The organism is Thiothrix unzii (assembly GCF_017901175.1).
Lineage (GTDB): Bacteria > Pseudomonadota > Gammaproteobacteria > Thiotrichales > Thiotrichaceae > Thiothrix > Thiothrix unzii.
The window spans coordinates 15,752-34,913 of record NZ_CP072793.1 but is presented as its reverse complement, the minus strand read 5'-3'; the positions used below and the strand labels follow the sequence as shown (position 1 = coordinate 34,913).

Annotated in this window: 20 protein-coding genes; 8 read left to right on the top strand and 12 right to left on the bottom strand. The window is 50.9% G+C overall.

Annotated features, from left to right (window positions below):
- The 11 genes from J9260_RS00270 to gspG form a co-directional block, all read right to left on the bottom strand.
- The gene (locus tag J9260_RS00270; protein ID WP_210219078.1) at positions 1-792 is read right to left on the bottom strand and encodes a methyl-accepting chemotaxis protein; all 792 of its coding nucleotides are present in this window, start codon (positions 790-792) and stop codon (positions 1-3) included.
- 199 nt (positions 793-991) lie between these two features.
- Complete coding sequence (locus J9260_RS00265) at positions 992-1,708, bottom strand: hypothetical protein (RefSeq protein ID WP_210219077.1); 717 nt, start codon at positions 1,706-1,708, stop codon at positions 992-994.
- A 46-nt stretch (positions 1,709-1,754) separates the two neighbouring features.
- Positions 1,755-2,378, bottom strand: a complete 624-nt coding sequence (locus J9260_RS00260) for a nucleotide-binding protein (RefSeq protein ID WP_210219076.1) — start codon at positions 2,376-2,378, stop codon at positions 1,755-1,757.
- Positions 2,379-2,407: 29 nt separating this feature from the next.
- Positions 2,408-3,355: a hypothetical protein gene (locus tag J9260_RS00255; RefSeq protein ID WP_210219075.1), complete on the bottom strand. Its 948-nt coding sequence runs from the start codon at positions 3,353-3,355 to the stop codon at positions 2,408-2,410.
- Positions 3,356-3,374: 19 nt separating this feature from the next.
- Entirely contained in the window at positions 3,375-7,103 is a 3,729-nt protein-coding gene (locus J9260_RS00250; RefSeq protein WP_210219074.1) for an efflux RND transporter permease subunit, read from the bottom strand.
- A 30-nt stretch (positions 7,104-7,133) separates the two neighbouring features.
- Positions 7,134-7,856 (bottom strand): efflux RND transporter periplasmic adaptor subunit, encoded by a 723-nt coding sequence (locus tag J9260_RS18600; protein ID WP_246499544.1) that lies wholly within the window; start codon positions 7,854-7,856, stop codon positions 7,134-7,136.
- Positions 7,832-8,275: an efflux RND transporter periplasmic adaptor subunit gene (locus J9260_RS18595; protein WP_246499542.1), complete on the bottom strand. Its 444-nt coding sequence runs from the start codon at positions 8,273-8,275 to the stop codon at positions 7,832-7,834. Before J9260_RS18595 ends, J9260_RS18600 begins: the two co-directional genes overlap by 25 nt.
- Before the next feature lie 168 nt (positions 8,276-8,443).
- Positions 8,444-9,052, bottom strand: coding sequence for a type II secretion system minor pseudopilin GspJ (gspJ, locus tag J9260_RS00240; protein WP_281419407.1), 609 nt, complete (start codon positions 9,050-9,052; stop codon positions 8,444-8,446).
- Positions 9,049-9,456, bottom strand: a complete 408-nt coding sequence (gene gspI, locus J9260_RS00235; protein WP_210219072.1) for a type II secretion system minor pseudopilin GspI — start codon at positions 9,454-9,456, stop codon at positions 9,049-9,051. The genes gspJ and gspI overlap by 4 nt, the downstream gene beginning before the upstream one ends.
- Entirely contained in the window at positions 9,456-9,980 is a 525-nt protein-coding gene (locus J9260_RS00230) for a GspH/FimT family protein (RefSeq protein WP_210219071.1), read from the bottom strand. Before J9260_RS00230 ends, gspI begins: the two co-directional genes overlap by 1 nt.
- Positions 9,946-10,380 (bottom strand): type II secretion system major pseudopilin GspG, encoded by a 435-nt coding sequence (gspG, locus tag J9260_RS00225; protein ID WP_210219070.1) that lies wholly within the window; start codon positions 10,378-10,380, stop codon positions 9,946-9,948. Before gspG ends, J9260_RS00230 begins: the two co-directional genes overlap by 35 nt.
- Before the next feature lie 58 nt (positions 10,381-10,438).
- Between gspG and rrtA the strand changes: the two genes are divergently transcribed.
- The 5 genes from rrtA to J9260_RS00200 all read left to right on the top strand — a co-directional run bounded on the left by rrtA (position 10,439) and on the right by J9260_RS00200 (position 14,145).
- Positions 10,439-11,020, top strand: a complete 582-nt coding sequence (gene rrtA / locus J9260_RS00220; RefSeq protein ID WP_210219069.1) for a rhombosortase — start codon at positions 10,439-10,441, stop codon at positions 11,018-11,020.
- Positions 10,927-11,700 carry a ComF family protein gene (locus J9260_RS00215; RefSeq protein WP_210219068.1) on the top strand — a complete coding sequence of 258 codons (774 nt, stop codon included), beginning with the start codon at positions 10,927-10,929 and terminating at the stop codon, positions 11,698-11,700. Before rrtA ends, J9260_RS00215 begins: the two co-directional genes overlap by 94 nt.
- A 41-nt stretch (positions 11,701-11,741) precedes the next feature.
- Positions 11,742-12,608: a YicC/YloC family endoribonuclease gene (locus tag J9260_RS00210; protein ID WP_210219067.1), complete on the top strand. Its 867-nt coding sequence runs from the start codon at positions 11,742-11,744 to the stop codon at positions 12,606-12,608.
- A gap of 186 nt (positions 12,609-12,794) precedes the next feature.
- On the top strand, positions 12,795-13,940 hold the full coding sequence (locus tag J9260_RS00205) for a trypsin-like peptidase domain-containing protein (RefSeq protein ID WP_210219066.1): 1,146 nt from the start codon (positions 12,795-12,797) through the stop codon (positions 13,938-13,940).
- A 61-nt stretch (positions 13,941-14,001) separates the two neighbouring features.
- On the top strand, positions 14,002-14,145 hold the full coding sequence (locus J9260_RS00200; RefSeq protein ID WP_210219065.1) for a hypothetical protein: 144 nt from the start codon (positions 14,002-14,004) through the stop codon (positions 14,143-14,145).
- Positions 14,146-14,336: 191 nt separating this feature from the next.
- Here the strand turns inward: J9260_RS00200 and yihA are convergent, their stop codons facing one another.
- Positions 14,337-14,930, bottom strand: a complete 594-nt coding sequence (yihA, locus tag J9260_RS00195) for a ribosome biogenesis GTP-binding protein YihA/YsxC (RefSeq protein WP_210219064.1) — start codon at positions 14,928-14,930, stop codon at positions 14,337-14,339.
- Between the two features lie 304 nt (positions 14,931-15,234).
- Between yihA and J9260_RS00190 the strand changes: the two genes are divergently transcribed.
- From J9260_RS00190 to ccsB, 3 genes are all read left to right on the top strand, one after another.
- Positions 15,235-15,846 (top strand): c-type cytochrome, encoded by a 612-nt coding sequence (locus J9260_RS00190; protein WP_210219063.1) that lies wholly within the window; start codon positions 15,235-15,237, stop codon positions 15,844-15,846.
- A 95-nt stretch (positions 15,847-15,941) separates the two neighbouring features.
- On the top strand, positions 15,942-17,948 hold the full coding sequence (locus tag J9260_RS00185) for a cytochrome c biogenesis protein ResB (RefSeq protein WP_210219062.1): 2,007 nt from the start codon (positions 15,942-15,944) through the stop codon (positions 17,946-17,948).
- Positions 17,923-19,101 carry a c-type cytochrome biogenesis protein CcsB gene (gene ccsB, locus J9260_RS00180; protein ID WP_210219061.1) on the top strand — a complete coding sequence of 393 codons (1,179 nt, stop codon included), beginning with the start codon at positions 17,923-17,925 and terminating at the stop codon, positions 19,099-19,101. The genes J9260_RS00185 and ccsB overlap by 26 nt, the downstream gene beginning before the upstream one ends.
- Positions 19,102-19,162 lie beyond the last annotated feature (61 nt).

The following is a 19,162-nucleotide window of genomic DNA, read 5'->3' as shown; positions in this document are numbered from 1 at the left end:
TTATCCTCTTGTCGCACTCGCGAGTAATTGTTCATTGGGCGGCTCAACCGCGCTGTGACCATCTTTTGCCGTTGCTGCCCCAGCCGGTGTTGCGGGTGGAGCGACGGCTGGCGTAACCACTTCCGGGGTAGCCGGTTGCGCAGCCACAGGTGCTACAGGCGCACTGGTCGCCGGAGCCACTGCGGATGGTGCAGGCTGTTGCATACCGTAGTAGTTATAATACGGGTTAGGTGTCACCGCCGTCGTGCTCGGTGGTGGCACAACATACGGCGTGGTTTTATCACTACCGAATGGATTGAATTTATTGATCATTTTCATGGGGCCAGAAATATTCTTATTCATTGACCACATATCACGCTGCATATTGTAAGTCGACACCGCCATGTTTTGGGTAGAAGCATTCATCTGCTGAAGGTTACCCGCCATGTCCTGCGTACTGCTATTCATGCCGACAATATTGTTACTCATGTGTCCGGTCGACTCGACCAAATTACCCATTTGACTACTCATTGTCTCCATCGTGCCTGCAATGCTCTGCATATTGGTCTGCACGCTGTTATTCATACCCGCAATGGTTTCGGTTAAGCGGTGTACGTCGGTGGTCAATGATTGAACTAAGAAAAACCCATAAGCGGACAGTATGATAAAAGCAACCATTGCAGGATACACAATCATCTGCAAAGTGCGCGTCACATTGACTTGCTTCTCCTCAAAGTGCTGCAACTCGTCCTCAACACCGTGCAGTTCGTGCACCACTTCGGTGATGCTTGAGGCGTTATCTGCTTTTTCCATACTTGGCTCCTATCGCGGGCTGCCTGAAACACTGATTTCATTAATGGCTGACCCGATACTGTGAATGCAATTTCACGTTACTTTAACGTGCGTGGTGTGAACATCATCATTTTCCTTTGGGTGGTCATATTATTATTTATCGTTGTTACGACAATAAAGGCAGGCACGGGGATCTGTCAAACCCCGTGCTGCCTTTTTATTATTTAATCGTCTTCGCTAAAGCAGGGTCAACCATTTCCACGTACAAACGCATATTGTTCGCTTCGGTGCTACGACCTTGTGCCTGCAATTGTGGCGCGAGTTCAGCAAACAAAGCAGCCGCTTGTTGTGAATTGCCTTGTTTCCAGAAAACGTTCGCCAGCTCACCCTTGTATTGCAAAGAATCAGGCGTTTGCTTCAACAATGAGGTGTAAAAACCAGCGGCATTGTCAAACTCGTTGCTCCAGTATGCTTCACGTGCAGCACGCAGCAAATCAGCTTCACTGTTCGCATCCGCTACTGGTGCAGTGGCTGCTTCAGGTGTTACTACTGCAGCGGCGGCTGGTGCAGACGGTACTTCAACAGTAGCAACGGGTGCAGCGGCTGTTACAGCGGGTGCTGCTTCAGGTGCTGTTGCTGTTGTTACCGGTGCGGCGGCTTCAGTAGCAACAGGTGCTGCTGCCGCTGCAACGGGTGCAGTTTCAGTAGCAACAACGGCCTGTTGTGGTGCAGCAGCTTGCGTTGCCGCAGCAGGTGCTTGCCCATGATCAGCCGCAGCCGCTGGTGCTGCTTGATGTGCTGCATCAACTTGGGCAACTTCTTTATGCGCAGTACCCGCTTTATTACCACCCAATCCAAAATTCAACAGGATGGCAGTTATCGCCAGCAACCATGCCAGCATAATCGGATGTTTCATCAACCAACGTAAAATATTCATCTGAATCTCCTTTTCTTAGACCCCAGAGTTATTAGAAAGTATGTATTTATACCGGATAAAGTAATCGACCCAGTTCCTCGACTTCCGCAGCCGCTTTGGAACGGGGTTCCATTTCAAACACTGCTAAACCTTCGCTGAAAGAACGCCGGTATGTCGTGCGCATATACAAGCGAGGTTCAAGCAGGCGGATATTACCCAACATTTGCATGGCTTCCGCCGCTTCCGCTGTTTCACGAACGGCGTGATGGGTATCCGCGCGGTTGATAACGCCAAGCAGTTCAACCGCTTGATCACCACGGATGTCGCTCACCATTTTCAGAAAACGCTGCGTTGACCAGACATCGGCTTGGCTGGGCGCAATCGGTATCAGAATGCGATCCGCTTTACGCACCGCAATTTCCAATGCTGCCATGTCCGCTAAACCCATATCCACAAGTACTTCGGAATTTTTCCCTTCCGTACCTAGTGTCTCAGCGGTGCGCACCGGGACAATCGCGGGCAAATAACCTTCATCCGCGCGAATTTCAAATGCATCCGACGTAGTAGCTTGCGGGTCTAGGTCATACACAATCACATGCTTGTTGTGACGTGTTGCAACCCATAACGCTAAGTTAAACGTGACCGTGCTTTTGCCGGTTCCACCTTTGAGATTCCCAATCAGCGTAATCATGTATGGCTCACTTCATCCGGGTTAACGGCTTACTGTTGCACAGGCGCAGGGGCTTGTGGTGCTGCGGCTGCGGGTGCTGCCTGCGCAGGAGCTGGCATTGGCTGCATACCGTAACCTTGCGCAGGTACTGGCATTACCATTGGCTGACCTTGTGGTGCTGTCGCGCCGCCTTGTGCACTACCTTCTGGCATTGCAGGCATCGGGATAGCGTACAAGTAGTAGTAAGCCGCTGGTGGTTGCGGTGGTGTTGGCATGTTTGGCGCAACAACTGGGGTAGGTGCAGCAGGTTGTGTCGGTGCTTGTGGCGCGACTGGCATTGCTGGTGCTTCTGGCTGTGTCGGCACGGCTGGTACAGCAGCAATTTGTGCTGGCACTGGCGGCACGGCTGGCACAGCAGGTTCTGCTGGCGCACTCGCTGCTGCCGGTGCTGCGGCTGCTGGTTCAGCAGCAGCGGCTTGTTGCGCTGGTGCTGGAACTGCCGGAGCTTCAGGTGCTTTCACTTCGCTCAATGGAGCGGCTGGCGCTTCTGGAGCTTTCACTTCGCTCACTGGTGCAACTGGTGCTTCAGGTGCAATAGCAGCCACTGGCGCAACTGGTGCTTCAGGTGCAATAGCAGCCACTGGCGCAACTGGTGCTTCAGGTGCAGTAACAGCCACTGGTGCAACCGGTGCTTCAGGTGCTGCCGGAGCGGTTGGTGCAGTGCCTGCTACAGGAGCAGTAACGGCTGGCGCAACGGTTGCCGCCCCTTCCGCTGTTGTTGCTGCTGCCGCAGGTGCGCCTGCTGCTGGAGCACTGGCTGTTGCTGTTGCAACTGCTGGAGCTGCTGCTGTTGTAGCTGCTTCACCAACGCTGACAAACGGGCCAGGCGGCGGCTCAGGTAAATCCGTTGCAGCCCCAACATTCATGCTAAGCATTGCCAAGGTTGCCGAGGTAGCGGCAACGGTGACTGCTAAACGTTTTTTATTAAACATTTTCATCGTCATTCCTTCCAAACAATTAAATATCCGTCTTCAATTTTATCCCGCGTCTAGCCGGGGCTTTTTTCCGTTCCTTCGTCTCGGTGGAAACCGAATCCGCGTCCGCATCTACCGCTGTTTCAACGGGTTGCATCACGATTTCAGTCTCGTCCTTGTCCATGCTGACTGCGACAGGCGCGGTCACTACTACCACCGGTTCCGGCGGCGTGATTACTGGTGCGGGAGTGGGAGCAGGTGCAGGCTTTGCTGCCACTGGAGCCACTACTGAGAGTTTCTGCGGTGATTTTTTACCGCGCCCACGCCACCATTTACGTCCGGCTGCAAACCAACCGCCCACGCCTTGCAGCGTACCTTTGGCGATAGCAACACCGTACATACCGGCGTAAGTTGCAATTTCTTTACCCACTGCGCCAGCCGATTTACCCGGTTTGCTCGGTGTCGGTGCTTGACCACCAGAACCACCACCCGGCGGTTCATCACCGCTGGCGCAAGTTCCCATAGAGTTTCCTGCACTGATACAACCCAATGGAATAATCAACAGGGTCAACAAGGTCGCCACCGCGCCCCCGAAGATCAGGGAAACCGCCATGCCTTGAAAAATGGGGTCAGACAAAATGACCATCGACCCGCCAAACAATGCCAAAGCAGTAATAATGATCGGGCGAGTCCGCGCTTCGCAGGAATGAATCACTGCTTCCAGCACCGTTTCGCCGTTAGCAACCGCTTCCCGTGCAAAATCGACCAACAAAATCGAGTTACGCACGATAATCCCCGCCAAGGCAATAAAACCAATCATCGAGGTAGCGGTAAATTCCGCATCCATCAACCAATGCCCCGGCACAATCCCGATCAGGGTCAACGGAATTGGAGCCATAATAATCGCGGGCAAGGTGAAATTCCCAAATTGCGCCACGATTAGCATATAAATCAGCACCAAGGCAGCGGCAAACGCAATCCCCATGTCGCGGAAAGTTTCCCACGTCACCGTCCATTCACCGCCCCATTCAAAGGCAGACTTTCCTTCCACCCCTTCCGGTGATTTCAACCAATACGCCTCATCCAGCAAGCGTGTACCATCCGGGGAAAGATAACCTTCACCGTTATTAGCATCCGCCAACAGTTGTTCCACCTGACCTTGCCCATAAACCGGTGCGGCTAAACGCCCCACGGTTTCAGCGGTAACAAATTCCACCGAGCGTAAATCTTTACGGTACAGCGGCTTATCCTGTTTATCGAATACAAACGTCCCTAACTCGTGCAACGGCACAAACTGCCCCACGCGATTAGTCACCGGCAACTGCGATAAACGGTAAATCTGTGAACGCGCACTCAACGGCACTTGCATCACAATGCGACTAGGATCAATCAGCGCGTTTTTCTTGATGTCGCCTAAAATAAAGCCGCCCATCGCCATTTCCAAGGTGCGGTTCACGTCTTCAGCAGTAATGCCGTTGCGTTGCGCTTTATCCGAATCCACGATGAAACGCAGGATGTCGTGGTCTTCTTCCATCAGATTATCCACATCATCCAAGTTTTCCGCTGATTCAAACATTTTGGTTAAATCGTTGGCAACTTGGCGACGTGTATTCGCATCCGGCCCGTAGATTTCTGCCACCACTGACTGTAACACTGGCGGCCCCGGCGGCATTTCCACCACTTGCAGCTTACCGCCAGTCCCCAGCAACAACGGCTTGAGTAAAGCGCGAGCTTCCACTGCAATCTCATGGCTGGTACGGTCACGGTCGTGCTTGTCCGTCAACTGCACCTGAATGTCAGCCTGCCAAGATTGTTGACGCAAATAATAGTGACGCACCAAACCGTTAAAGTTAAACGGTGAGGCAGTGCCGGTATAGGTTTGCAACGCGGTAACTTCAGGAATTTCCTTCAGCTTGCCTGCCATTGAGTGAATCAAGTTAGCGGTGACGGGCAAAGCCGTGCCTTCCGGCATATTCAGCACCACGTTGAATTCTGGCTTATTGTCCAACGGCAACATTTTCACCCGCACGGCTTTCATGGGGTAAAACATCAGCATGAATACGAAGAATACCACCACGATACTGGCTAAAAAGAGGTAACCCTTTTTACGATTCGTCACCAACGGCACGATTAAACCCCGGAACAACCTTTCCATGCGAGCCGCTTGCTTGTGCTCTTTTTCAGCCGCTTCGTGCAAACTTTGTAACGACGGTCTAAAACGATTAGTTAACCAAGGGGTAAACGCAAAAGCCGCAAACAGGGAAATCACCATTGCTACCGAACCCAATACCGGGATTGGCAACATATACGGCCCCATCATGCCGCTCACAAACCCCATCGGTAACAGCGCGGCAATGACCGTGGCAGTCGCCAAAATGGTCGGATTGCCCACCTCACGCACCGCATCCACCGCTGTCGGCACATCGGTATCACCAATCAATAACCAGCGACGATAAATGTTTTCCACCACCACAATCGCATCGTCGACCAAAATCCCGATGGAGAAAATCAACGCAAACAAACTCACCCGGTCAATCGTCATACCGAGTAGCCAAGCGGAAAATACTGTCGTGGTAATAACCGCCGGGATAACAATCAGCACCACCCCGGAAGCTCGCCAGCCGAGGAAGAACCACACCAAAATCGTAACGATGCCTGTAGCAACGAACAGCTTAAAAATCAGCTCATCCACCTTGGTTTTGGCGGTTTCACCGTAGTTGCGCGTTACCGACACATTGACGTTATCGGGAATCACGCGCCCCTTGAGGACTTCTAATTTCTCCATCACCGCATTGGCGACATCAACCCCGTTCGTACCGTGCTTTTTAGCAATCGCCAAGGTAACTGCGGGTGCGTTATCCGCACGCTCAACACCCTCAGATGCAGCAGGCCCGGTGTAATAACCCACTGAACGACTCGCATCGCTGGGGCCTTCGGTAACGGTTGCCACATCACGCACATAAACCGGACGACCTTCCACCACCGCTACCATCAGACGCTTCACGTCTTCCGCCGAGTTAAGGAATGCCCCGCTGTAAACTTTAAACACGCGCTGATCCGGCTCGACCGCGCCGGTATTACGCTCGGTATTCGCCATGCGTACCGCGCCCGCCACCTGTTCCAGCGATACGCCAAAAGTAGCTAAACGTTCGGGTAAAATTTCGACGCGCAACTCTTCATGCCGCCCATCCACCACAAAACTTTGGCTGGTATTCGCGACTTCGCGCAAGCTTTGCAGTACATCCAAACCCACTAAACGCAGGTTGGCATCGTCCACCGCATTTGACCACAGAGTCAGGGTCACTAACGGCACATCATCCGCGCCTTTGGGTTTTATCAGCGGCTCTTGCACCCCCATCGGAATGCGGTCTTTATTGGAAGCCAGCTTGTCATACAGCTTAACCAATGACGGCTCAAGCTGTTCGCCCACCACGAATTGCACCGTGACCATTGCTTGTTCACGGGCTGAATACGAGTAAACGTGATCAACGCCGGTCATTTCCGACATGATGCTTTCCAGCGGGCGGGAAATCAGATTTTCCACTTCCTGCGCGGAAGCTCCCGGATAACGGACAAAAATATCCACCATCGGCACCGAAATCTGCGGGTCTTCCTGACGTGGTGTCACCCACATCCCCAAAACACCGACGGCAAAAAAAGCCAGCAGCAACAACAGTGACAATGGCGAAGTAATAAATGCCTTAGCCATGCCACCAGCCATACCCAAATTGTGCTGGGTATGCGGCGGAGTCTTATGTGGAGAATCGTTCATTTACTTACATTTCCTAGCGGGCGAGATATTTTATTTTGCGGTGGGCATCCAACCAGATGACGCGCTCGGTGGTGGATTATCAATAATCCGTTCACCAACGCTGATACCCGAAATTACTTCAACCATACCGTTACTTTGATCAGAGCCTAAGCGAATCAAACGTAACTCTGACACATTGCTGTCATTGACCAGCAAAACACTCGGTAAACTCCGCCCACTCAATAAAGCAGTACGCGGAATCACAGCCACTTTGGGCTTATCTTTATTACGTTCCGGTAAGTATACCTCAGCATACATCCCCGGAGAGGCGGTAATATCCACCGGCAAATCAAACTTTACGATGACGGTATGGCGACTCGGATCAGCAATCGGGTAAATCTGTGCGACTTTTGCCATCGTTTCCACATGACCATCAATACGCACCGGAACCACCATGTCCTCATCCAAATAGCGGATCAAACCGGATGGCACGTCGGCTTGCAAACGCTTAAATTTGACGAAGCCAAACTTAATCAGTGCCTGCCCCGGCTGCACGGTATCGCCCTCTTCCACCAAACGTTCCAGCACCATACCTTCAAACGGTGCGATGGATTTAGCGTCACGCACCGTCGAATCAATTTCCTGTAACTGCGACATTGCCTGCTGCAAACTTGATTGCGCTTGCGAAACCACCGTCGCGCTACTCATCAAATCGCTGTAACGCCCCATGTCGGAGTCGTAACCACCCATCATCGAATCTGCAAACGGGCGCACCGCCACATATCAAACATCGCGGGCAAGCCAAAACCGGGTAATGCACCCACGTCTTTACTGCGTGGCGACACCAATTCACGGGTGTATTGTGCTTGGGAGTTTTGCAGCACCGCCTGTGCAGTGGAAATCTGTGCTAAAACGGAATTACGCCTAGCTTGCAAGGTCGTCTCATCAATCTGCACAATGACATCGCCTTGCTTAAAGATCGCCCCGACCTCACCAGCCACCTGCTTGACCACGCCCGGCACTTGCGCCGCCAACGTCACTTCCTTGTAAGGGATAACCGTGCTACCCAATACGGATTGCGATTGGGATTCGGATGCGTCAACGCGGATAATCTCGGCGGCATACGCCCCCGGCAAAAGGCAAATGCTCGCTACCAAGACCAACAGCCAATGCGCATTGTTTGTTATGCTCATGCGATTATTCATTCCTCAAAGCGGCGGTATTGTGGAGGTCACACAGAAAGAAAGCATGTCAGCAACAACATACCTACACAAAGGACTCCTTCTCCTCGATTTCCTGCCCGAACTATATCGTTTCAGCCCCACAAATTCCAGTCGACTCGCAAGAATATTAGAGAATTCTTATAAATAGATGACGAAAAGCCGTTTGATTTCACCCAGCTTTTCATGACGCAGTGTCAACTCCACCGCTCGCGGCAATACCTTGCCCGCCCACTCACTCGCTGGCTGCCAAGTTTTCTTATCATCCATAAAACGCAAGGTCACATCCGTGACATCAGCATTGAGTAATACTAACTCCACCGGCTCGGTGCTTTCCGCATGATCCACCCAATCCCAACTGCGGCGCAGCAACTTACCTTCCTCTAAAACGTATTCCACGCGCTGCAAATAGCTACGCATCTGCCCTTGCCCGCCGTTACGCAATTCCCAACCCACATCAGGATTACCACCACGGGTTAACGCTAGTAACCCGTCATCTGGCACATGAATCGACGGCAAGACCGTGCCGAAACCGGTGTTTTGCCCACGCGCAACGACTTGGTGCAAATCACGCTCCAGCAACACCACCGCACGCTGCCACTGCTGCAACACCACTTGTCGCTCACCGTTACTGCGTTGCGCGTCCAGCAATAGCTCCACCGAACGGTAAGACAACATCACCAACACCGAAAAAATCGCCAGTGCAATCAGCAATTCCATCAAGCTAAATCCTGATACTCTCCTCTTCATGGTGCTGGCTTCTTTGGGAGTGCGGCGGGCTGCGGATTCGCAATATAACCCACCTGCACATCAACCCTTTCATCCAGCTTATTGAGCGCGAATACGCTGACCTCAATACGCCGCAAATCTTTATTCGGGGTTGCCATAATTTCCTGCTGCCATTGCCAACGGCTATGCCCCATAAGCATTTCACCCTTTTCTGAACCCTCTGACGGATACCCACCCTGTAACTGCACTTCCGCAATGCGATTCAACGCCACCCACCGCGCCAGTGCACCGTCTTGATTACGTTTGTACAGGGCAATATCGCCCATACTGGTTTCCACACTAATACTGATCACCAAGCCCAATAACAGCAGTGCGATCAACACTTCGATCAAGTTAAAACCAGCTTGACGGGTGGGCGAGCGCACTAATACCCCTCCAAAGGCAAATCTGCCAACTGTCCACGCACATCCACGCTGATACCGCGCGAATGCCCGTTTTCAGCACGTAATCGCCATTCAAACCCGGTCATTTCCCCGCCCGGAAATACAAAAATTTGCGGGTGCAACTTATCCAGCACCACATCCACGCCCTGCAACGTCAAGCTGTGCTTGTAGCCTTGCGGAAACGTATACGGTTTAAACAAGCCATCATCGGCTAACGGCTCTGGCTTCTGTTGATCATTGAGCACAAAAAAAGCGTAACCGCGTGCATCCATGCCTATCGCTAACGGCTGGGAACGTACCAATGCTTCATCTTGGAGCAGACTAATACGCCCGCGCAACCGCTCAACCTCTTCCTGCAAAGGGTCGACCACCGCCAGACTCAATAACGAACCTGCCATCGCGTACAACACGCCCACCACCATCAACACCACCAGCATTTCCATCAAGGAAAAGCCAGTAGCATGACGCGGCTTAACGCTCCAGCCGCCAGCTACCGATGTCATCATCCGTGCCTTCGAGCTTATCCGCACCGACGCTGTAAACATCGACTTCCTTACCGTGTGTGCCCGGATTTAAATAACGGTAGTCATTACCCCAAGGGTCTTTGGGTAACTCTTTCATGTAGGGCTTCCAACGTGGCGCAACTTCCGCCCCCGGATTACTCACCAGCGCACTCAATGCTCCTGAAGGCGGGAATGAGCCGTTATCGGTGCGATACATTTCCAAGTGAATTTTGATCTGATTCAGTTGCGTTTCGGCGTTTTGCACTTTCGCTTTATCAAAAATATCCATCTGGCTTAGGGTAAAGCCAATCAACAACCCCATGATCATAATCACGATCAATAATTCCGTCAGGGAAAACCCCTGTTCACGCGGTCGACGTACCACTGATAATGTGTGACCCATACAGCTCATCCTTTCTAACAAGATTCATCCTCAAGATTCTGGCATACTGGAAACCCTATTGCACACTCGAAAACACCAATCACACGCAATGCTGCAACGTTATTACTTTCCGCTGCTATTCAGTGTCTGCCTGCTCATGCTACAACCTTGGCAAGAATCGCTATTATTCCAGCGCAACCTGATTGATGCGGGGCAAGTATGGCGGTTGTGGACAGGCAACCTGATCCATACCAATGGCTGGCACTTGGGGTTAAATCTTGGCGGTTTTTGGTTGCTGATAGGGCTGCAACAAATAGCGGCGACACCGCGTACTCTGCTTTCACAAATACTCTTCATCGGCACGGGCGTTGGCTTGGGGCTATGGTTTTTCTCACCGCAAGTCGCGTGGTATGCGGGCTTTTCCGGCATTCTGTACGGCTTGTTCATGCTGAGCGGGGTACGTTGCCTGCAACAGCGCGATTGGCTGTTAGCCGCTGTTTTGATTATTGGCATTGGTGGTAAAACCGTGTGGGACTGGCTACACAATGGCGCAGGCGTAACCGCACAATGGATCGACGCGCCGGTAATTTACGCCGCACATTTTTACGGCATGGGCAGTGGTTTAGTGCTCGCATTACTACCCGCACCGCGTACACCCTAATGCTGACACGTTTACGCCGCATTACCCACCACCTGCTACAACCTGATTGCGCCTTTTGCGGGGAACCACGCCTGCCGGATTACCCGCTATGCCAAGCGTGCCACGACGACCTGCCTTGGCTGGCAGCACATCACAACCATGCAATTCCCGGCTGCGACAACAGTATTAGCGCGTTCGCCTATCAAACACCGATCAGTCCGCTATTACTCAGCATTAAATTTGGCAAACGCTTGCGTGACCTCACCACACTAGGGGAACTCACCGCTGTTGGCATTTTGCCGCAAATCAGCCAATTACCGCAGGCGATTTTACCCGTGCCATTACACCCGCAACGCTTACATGAGCGTGGCTTTAATCAAGCACTGGAATTGGCACGCCCACTCGCCAAACAACTGGGCATCCCCCTATTGACGCGGACAGTAGTTCGCCAAAAAGCCACCTTACGCCAAACCGAATTGGACTCAACCCAACGTCCGCAGAACGTGCTGCAAGCATTTCATTTAAATGCACCATTGCCCTATACCCGCATTGCCTTGTTCGATGATGTCATTACCACGGGCGCGACTTTACGCAGCCTTGCGCAATTACTCCGCGCTAACGGGGTGCAACACCTTGAAGCATGGTCATGCGCTCGCCCGATTCAACGCCAAAAACATGAATTTGACCGCCAAATCGACTAAGCTTGACGCTCATCAATCCTAGCTATTGGAAATCGACACCCATGATCCGCAGCATGACCGCTTTTACCCACCGCGAACTCACCACCGAACACGGAACCATGAGCTGGGAAATCCGCAGTGTTAACCACCGCTACCTTGATATTAGCCTGCGCCAACCCGAAGAGTTCCGCAGCCAGGAAAACAGCCTGCGCGAAATCATTCAAAGCACCTTGAAGCGTGGCAAAATCGAAGCCAACTTACGTTTTAATGCCACCCGCTCTAACACTAGCGAAATCCGCATTAATGAACCGCTGGCTCGCGCCCTTATTATTGCCTGCCGCCAACTGGAAGTATTCACCGAAAACCCCGAACCGCTTAAGGCCGTGGATATTCTGCGCTGGCCGGGTGTTGCCCAAGATTGCCAGCCGGACATGGATATTTTAGTGGCACACGCCAAAGTGTTACTGCAAGACAGTCTTGATGACCTGCTGGAAATGCGTGAACGCGAAGGCAAACGCCTTGCTGATTTTATTTACCAACGCTGCGATCAAATCGCCGAAATCATTGTGCGCATCCGCAAACACCGCCCCGGCATTATCGCCGCACAACGTGAGAAAATCCTTAATCGCATTGAAGAGCTGAAACTCTCCCCGGATTACGGGCGGGTTGAACAGGAATTGGTAATTTTAGCGCAACGCCTTGATGTTGAAGAAGAACTCGACCGCCTCATGGCACACCTTGATGAAATCAACGATGTTTTAGAACGCAATGAACCTGTCGGTCGTCGCCTCGACTTCCTCATGCAGGAACTCAATCGCGAAGCCAATACCCTCTCCTCCAAATCCAACGACGCGGATACCACTCAAGCTGCGGTGGATTTAAAGGTCATGATCGAACAGATGCGTGAACAGGTGCAAAACATAGAGTAAAAACGCTACAACATAACTAGCTGATCTGAAAAAATAAAACGTGTATGATGCGCAAATACAACACCAATTGTCGCTAATTTCAGACAACATCTTGCCCTGAGTTAAACCATACTTCATGATTAAGGCAAGGAAACGCGGCAACTAGCAACAGACACAGTGAGGATGGACATGCACGGACTAACGATAATGCGCAACCTATTATTGCTCAGTGCTATGCTGTTGCCCTGTGTCACGCTTCCGGTTAATGCCGCATTACCTACTGAAGTCAACGGTCAGCAACTACCCTCTTTGTCTTCCATGCTAGAGCGGGTAACGCCTGCCGTGGTGAATATCAGCACCGAAGGGCGGCAAAATACCACCCCAGCAATGCTGAATGATCCCTTTTTCAAACGCTTCTTTGGTGACAGCCTAAGCAGCGAAAACCCTATGTCAGGCACGGGTTCCGGGGTCATTATTCACGCACAACTTGGGCATGTGTTGACCAACTTTCACGTCATTGAAGCTGCCGACACCATTTTTGTCACACTCAATGACGGGCGACGCTTTCCCGCTAACGTGTTGGGAGCCGACCCGCACGCAGACCTTGCCGTTCTGCAAATCCCCCCTGAACGCTTAGTCGCGATGCGCTTTGGTGATTCCGAACGGCTGCGCGTGGGTGATTTCGTCGTGGCTATCGGCAATCCTTATGGCATCGGGCAAACCGTTACCTCCGGGATTATTAGCGCGTTACACCGCAACCCCGGCATTAGCGAATACGAAAACTTCATCCAAACCGACGCGCCTATTAACCTCGGCAACTCCGGCGGCCCTCTGGTTAACCTACGCGGCGAACTGATTGGGATTAATACCGCGATTCTGGGCGATCAAAGCGGCGGCAATTTAGGTATTGGCTTTGCCGTACCCATCAATACCGCTGCGGGTGTGATTACCCAAATTGTTCAGCACGGACACGTCGAGCGCGGGCAACTAGGTTTAGAAGTACAAGACTTGGATACTGAAAGCGCACGCAATGCAGGCATTAAACCCAATGGCGGTGCTATTGTGCGTCAAATTATTGCTGGCTCAGCCGCTGAAAAGGCAGGCGTACAAACCGGCGACATTATTGTGCGGTTAAATAGCAAAGAAATTAATACCGCTGCTGATGTCAAAAATCGCGTGGGAAATGCGCAAATTGGTGAAAAAGTGTACCTCAATATATTGCGCGGCGGAAAACCACGCAATATTACCGTCGTCATTGGTGCGGCAGGAAAAAATACACCGCCGCCACCTGCTAACGCACCGGCCGCACAAAGCAGCACCGGTCGCCCATTTTGGGAGCGCGGTTTGCAATAAAACGTAGGTCTGACAAGGGTTTCAGCGCATTGCTTATTGACAACAGCAATGGATTTACTATATGGTCACTGCAATGGTTTTTGTGTTAGACGGCTGCGGCATTTGCGCAAAAATTGAAAGTAATTCTGGCTTGCTGATGACGGATGGATTCAGCCTTAGTGAGCAGTTTCGCGAAGCTACAGATGATACCAAATATAGTGCTTAAGCCCGGCACTGGTATTTTCTGTTCGCGGACACAGGTTTGGTGTCCCCAATCCAGACCTGTTTAATTAGCCCCGGCTTTTTAGACCCCCTGTTTGGCCGGGGTTCCTTTTATACTGGGATCAGTATACTTCCAACAAATTAACTAATCCTGAACAAGCGGCGATAAGTAGTTATTATCGCCACCGATGTGTTTCAGTGCCCTAACCAGCCTTCCGCCACCGCCCAACAAGTATCCAACCCGGTTTTATTCAGTGCCGAAAAAGTTTGCACTGACACACCGTGTAAATCGGCCAGTTCTTTGCGTACTTTCAATAACACATTACCCGCAGCCCCTCGCGCTATTTTATCGGCTTTATTCAACAGAATATGTACCGGCAATTGCCGCCGATAAGCCCACTGCAACATAGTTTGGTCATAATCTGTCAAAGGGTGACGAATATCCATTACCAAGACTAAACCACGCAAGGTATTGCGCTCTACAAGGTAGGATTCAATGAATTTTTGCCATTCTAAGCGAATCGCCTCTGGCACTTTAGCGTAACCGTAGCCCGGCAAATCGACCAAAAAATGCCCATCATTAAGGCGGAAAAAGTTAATAAGTTGTGTCCGCCCCGGCGTTTTACTGGTGCGTGCCAAGGATTTTTGCGAACATACCACGTTGATTACACTAGACTTCCCGGCATTTGAGCGACCTGCAAAGGCAATCTCTAACCCTCCCTCTGGTGGCAGGGTATTGCGGGTAGTCGCACTTTGCAGAAAGCTTGCCTGCTGAAAGTAATGATTCATAATGTTAGGATTCTCTAATATTTTTTGAGGAACAGAAACAGAATATGTTATACAATCCAGTCGTTTTTTCGAGACACGCAACTGATGACAGTTTGGTGACACGAAGGAAATGACTGTGGAGCGTGTGGATTCGGTAGCCTGCGTCAGGCCAGTGCAGCTTAAAGAGCGGCGGGCGTGATTGCAAGTTCATTGCCTCAGCCGCATTAAGACGGCAAGGCAACACACCCGGCGGTTGCAGGGGAGCAATCAGCTGGAGTGGTTAGAATGATTGCAAATTTTGTAGATATCTTAGGAGCACTTCGAGATGAAAAAAGTACTCACGTTTGTACTGACTGGCCTGGCAATCAGCGTTGCAGCTTCTGCATGGGCAGAAGGTGGTAATGCCGAAGCTGGCAAAACCAAATCCGCCACGTGTGCAGCTTGTCACGGTGCTGACGGTAATAGCGTCAACCCTGAATGGCCTAAACTGGCAGGCCAACACCCTAGCTACATTGCTAAGCAATTAGCTAACTTCAAGGAAGATGCGCGGGTTAACCCTTCCATGTCCCCAATGGCAAAACCATTGAGCGAACAGGATATGGCAGACTTAGCTGCGTATTTCTCCAGCCAAGCAGCGAAACCGGGCGAAGCGGATCAAACCAAAGTCGCACTGGGTGAGCAAATGTACAAAGGCGGCAACAATGCAACAGGCGTTGCAGCGTGTGCAGCTTGTCATGGCCCTACCGGTGCTGGCAACCCAGCGTCTAACTTCCCTGCATTAAATGGTCAACATGCCACTTATATCAAAAACCAGTTGAATGCTTTCCGTAAGGGTGAGCGTGCCAACGATGCAGGTAAAATGATGCGTAACGTTGCGGCGAAGATGACCGATGCGGAAATTGAAGCCGTTGCAGAATACATTGCTGGCTTGAAGTGATTACCATTTTGTAATCGTTTCCGAGAAAACAAGGGGTGACATCTGTCACCCTTTGTTGTTTTAATGCCTGTTCTTGCAATCATGGTCTTCACGGTATGAGAAACGCCTCGACACCCAGTTCGCGCTTAATCAACTTCCTCGGTTCCATGAACCTCGCCATCAGCCTGTTGTTGGTGTTAGCCATTGCATCCATCATCGGTACTGTTTTACAACAAAACAAACCCTACACCGACTACCAAATCAAATTTGGCTCATTTTGGTTCGACCTGTTTCAGATGCTGGGACTTTACGATGTGTACTCTGCCGTTTGGTTTTTAACCATACTGGGCTTCTTAGTGCTGTCGACTACCACCTGCGTAGGGCGTAATACGCCCGGAATCCTCCGCGAGTTACGTCACTTCCGTGAGAATATTCAGGAAAAGTCGCTGCGGGCAATGAAGCACCAAATGACATTGGCAAGCACCGCTGATAACGCAACTGCGCTGTCGATTGCACAACGTATTCTGACAGCGCAAGGTTTCAAAACGCGCACTAAACAAGCCGATGATCATACTGTTATCGCGGGCATGAAAGGCGGTTCTAATCACTGGGGTTATTGGCTGACGCACCTTGGGATTATTGTGATTTGCTTGGGCGGCTTAATGGATAGCCGTTTACCACTGATGATCGCCGAGTGGCAAGGCAATTTAAAACCTGAAACCCGCAATATTCCTGCCGCTGACGTGCCTCCCATTAGTCAATTACCGCCTAGCAGTTATTCCTACCGTGGCTCGGTCGATATTCCCGAAGGCAATCGCGCCAACATTATCTTCTTACCAGTACGCGATGGCTACTTGGTGCAACATTTGCCGTTTGAAGTAGAAGTTAAAGATTTCCGCGTAGAGCATTATTCCACCGGGATGCCGAAGTCGTTTGAAAGTGATTTAGTGATTCATGACAAGGCATTGGACAAACCGCTGGAATCCACTATTTCGGTGAATCACCCGTTGATTTATAAAGGTGTGGCGATTTATCAGGCCAACTTTGGCGATGGCGGCTCACAAGTGAACCTGCATCTGCACCCGTTTAGCACCCGCTATGCGGCGCAAGATATGCAAGGTAACGTGTTTCGTGACTACAACCTGAGCAGTTCGGATAAAAAATACAAACTGGAAATTAACGATTTCCGCCTGTTCAATATCAACGACATCGAAGAAGACGGTAAAGCCAAAAAGAAAAACATCGGCCCCAGCGTGACCTTCAAACTGCGCGACGAAACTGGGCAGGCGATGGAATACCAGAACTACATGAATCCGGTGACGATCAAAGGGCAACACTATTTTATTAGTGGGGTGCGCACTACACCGAATGAGCCATTCCGTTATTTGCACATTCCGGTAGACCCTAAAGGCGGCATGGAACGCTTTATGCGCTTTTTGTCGGATATGCAAAACCCTGAGCTTGTGAAAAAATCAGCAATGGCAACCACCCAATTGTCGATGCAACAAGCCAATATGCAAAACACCGGCGTGGAAACCCAAGTCATCGAGTCGATGGTGCAACTCACCAGTATTTTTGCCAGTAAAGGCTCGGATGGCATTATGGAGGAAATCACCAAGCGTTTCCCACAAGACCGACAGGAAGCCGCATCAGAAGCCTTCATGAAAGTCCTCAACGCAGCATTACGCGCGGTGTACCAAGACAGCCTGAAACAGGCGGGTGTAACCGGTGATCTGACGGAAGCCGACTGGTTGTTTTTCGATGATAGTTTGCTGGCGATTGATAAAATTGCGGCGTATGGCTCGCCTTGGTTTGTGCAAATGACGAGTTTCAAGCAAGTCGAAGCATCCGGTCTGCAAATTACACGCTCACCGGGTAAAGACGTGGTGTATTTCGGTAGTGCCATGTTAACTCTAGGGGTATTTCTGCTGTTTTACGTCGCGCATCGTAGAATATGGGTCTGGGTCAAACCAAACGGCGATAACCGCGTGGAACTTGTCCTAGCTGGTAGCAGCAACCGAAATCTGCCAGAGTTCGAGCGTTATTTTAATAAATTGCAGGGTATTTTCCGGCAAACCCTAGTACGTGAGGTTACAGATGACAGTTCCACAGGCAAGCATTGATTCCTTGATTGAGCAGCCTAGCCTGCTAAAACAACTCCAACTGAGTGATTGGTTGTGGGCACTCGTTGTCATTGCCGCGACAGCCTTCACCTTCATTAACTACGGGGCAACGATGGATGCTTATGAAATTGGCATCCTCGCACTAACTGCACCAGCGATTATTGCGCAAGGCTGGTACTGGAAAGCCTTCCGTCCTTATGTGATTGCAGTGGCTTTACTCAGCCTCTTCAGTATTTGGCTATATAACGGCAATTATGCCAATGCCGAAGCAGTGTTCGGACTCAAATTCCTGTTTTCCAGCCAATCAGCGGTCATGTGGATGAGTGCGCTGTTTGTATTGGCGACTGTGGCATATTTCGGCGGGTTGTTTACCAATAATCAATTCACTATGAAAACTGCGTCCGCGATGACTTGGGTAGCACTGGTCATGGGTTTGGTGGGCTTAATGGTGCGCTGGCACGAGTCTTACCTGATTGATGCCGATTTTGGACATATTCCAGTCAGCAACCTGTATGAAGTATTCATTTTATTCTGTTTGATCACCGGCTTGCTGTATTTATTCTACGAAGGCCGTTACAACAACCGTTCGCTCGGTGGTTTTGTATTGCTGGTTATTAGTGCGGCAGTGGCATTTTTACTGTGGTATAGCTTTGAGCGGGATGCACACAAAATTTTACCGCTAGTCCCTGCCCTGAAAAGCTACTGGATGAAAATACACGTCCCGGCGAATTTCGTGGGTTACGGCGCGTTTGCCTTGGCAGCGATGGTAAGCATTGCTTACTTGATTAAGAGTCGCGGGGAACGTCTCAAGCCGCAAGGCTTTGCCGCAACACGCCTGCCCTCGCTGGAAATGCTCGATGATATTACCTATAAAGCCATTGCTTTAGGTTTTGCATTTTTCACGATTGCCACCATTTTGGGTGCAATGTGGGCAGCGGAAGCATGGGGTGGTTACTGGTCGTGGGATCCCAAAGAAACTTGGGCATTAATTGTCTGGTTGAACTATGCTGCATGGTTGCATTTGCGCTTCTCTAAAGGTTGGCGCGGCGTGCCGATGGCATGGTGGGCTATCGTCGGATTGTTTGTAACCTTGTTTGCTTTCCTTGGGGTCAATATGTTCCTTTCCGGGCTGCACTCCTACGGTGAACTTTAAACAACAAACTGTGTCCTAATGTCCAAAGCGTCCTAAGAATGGCAAACAACGTGATAAATCA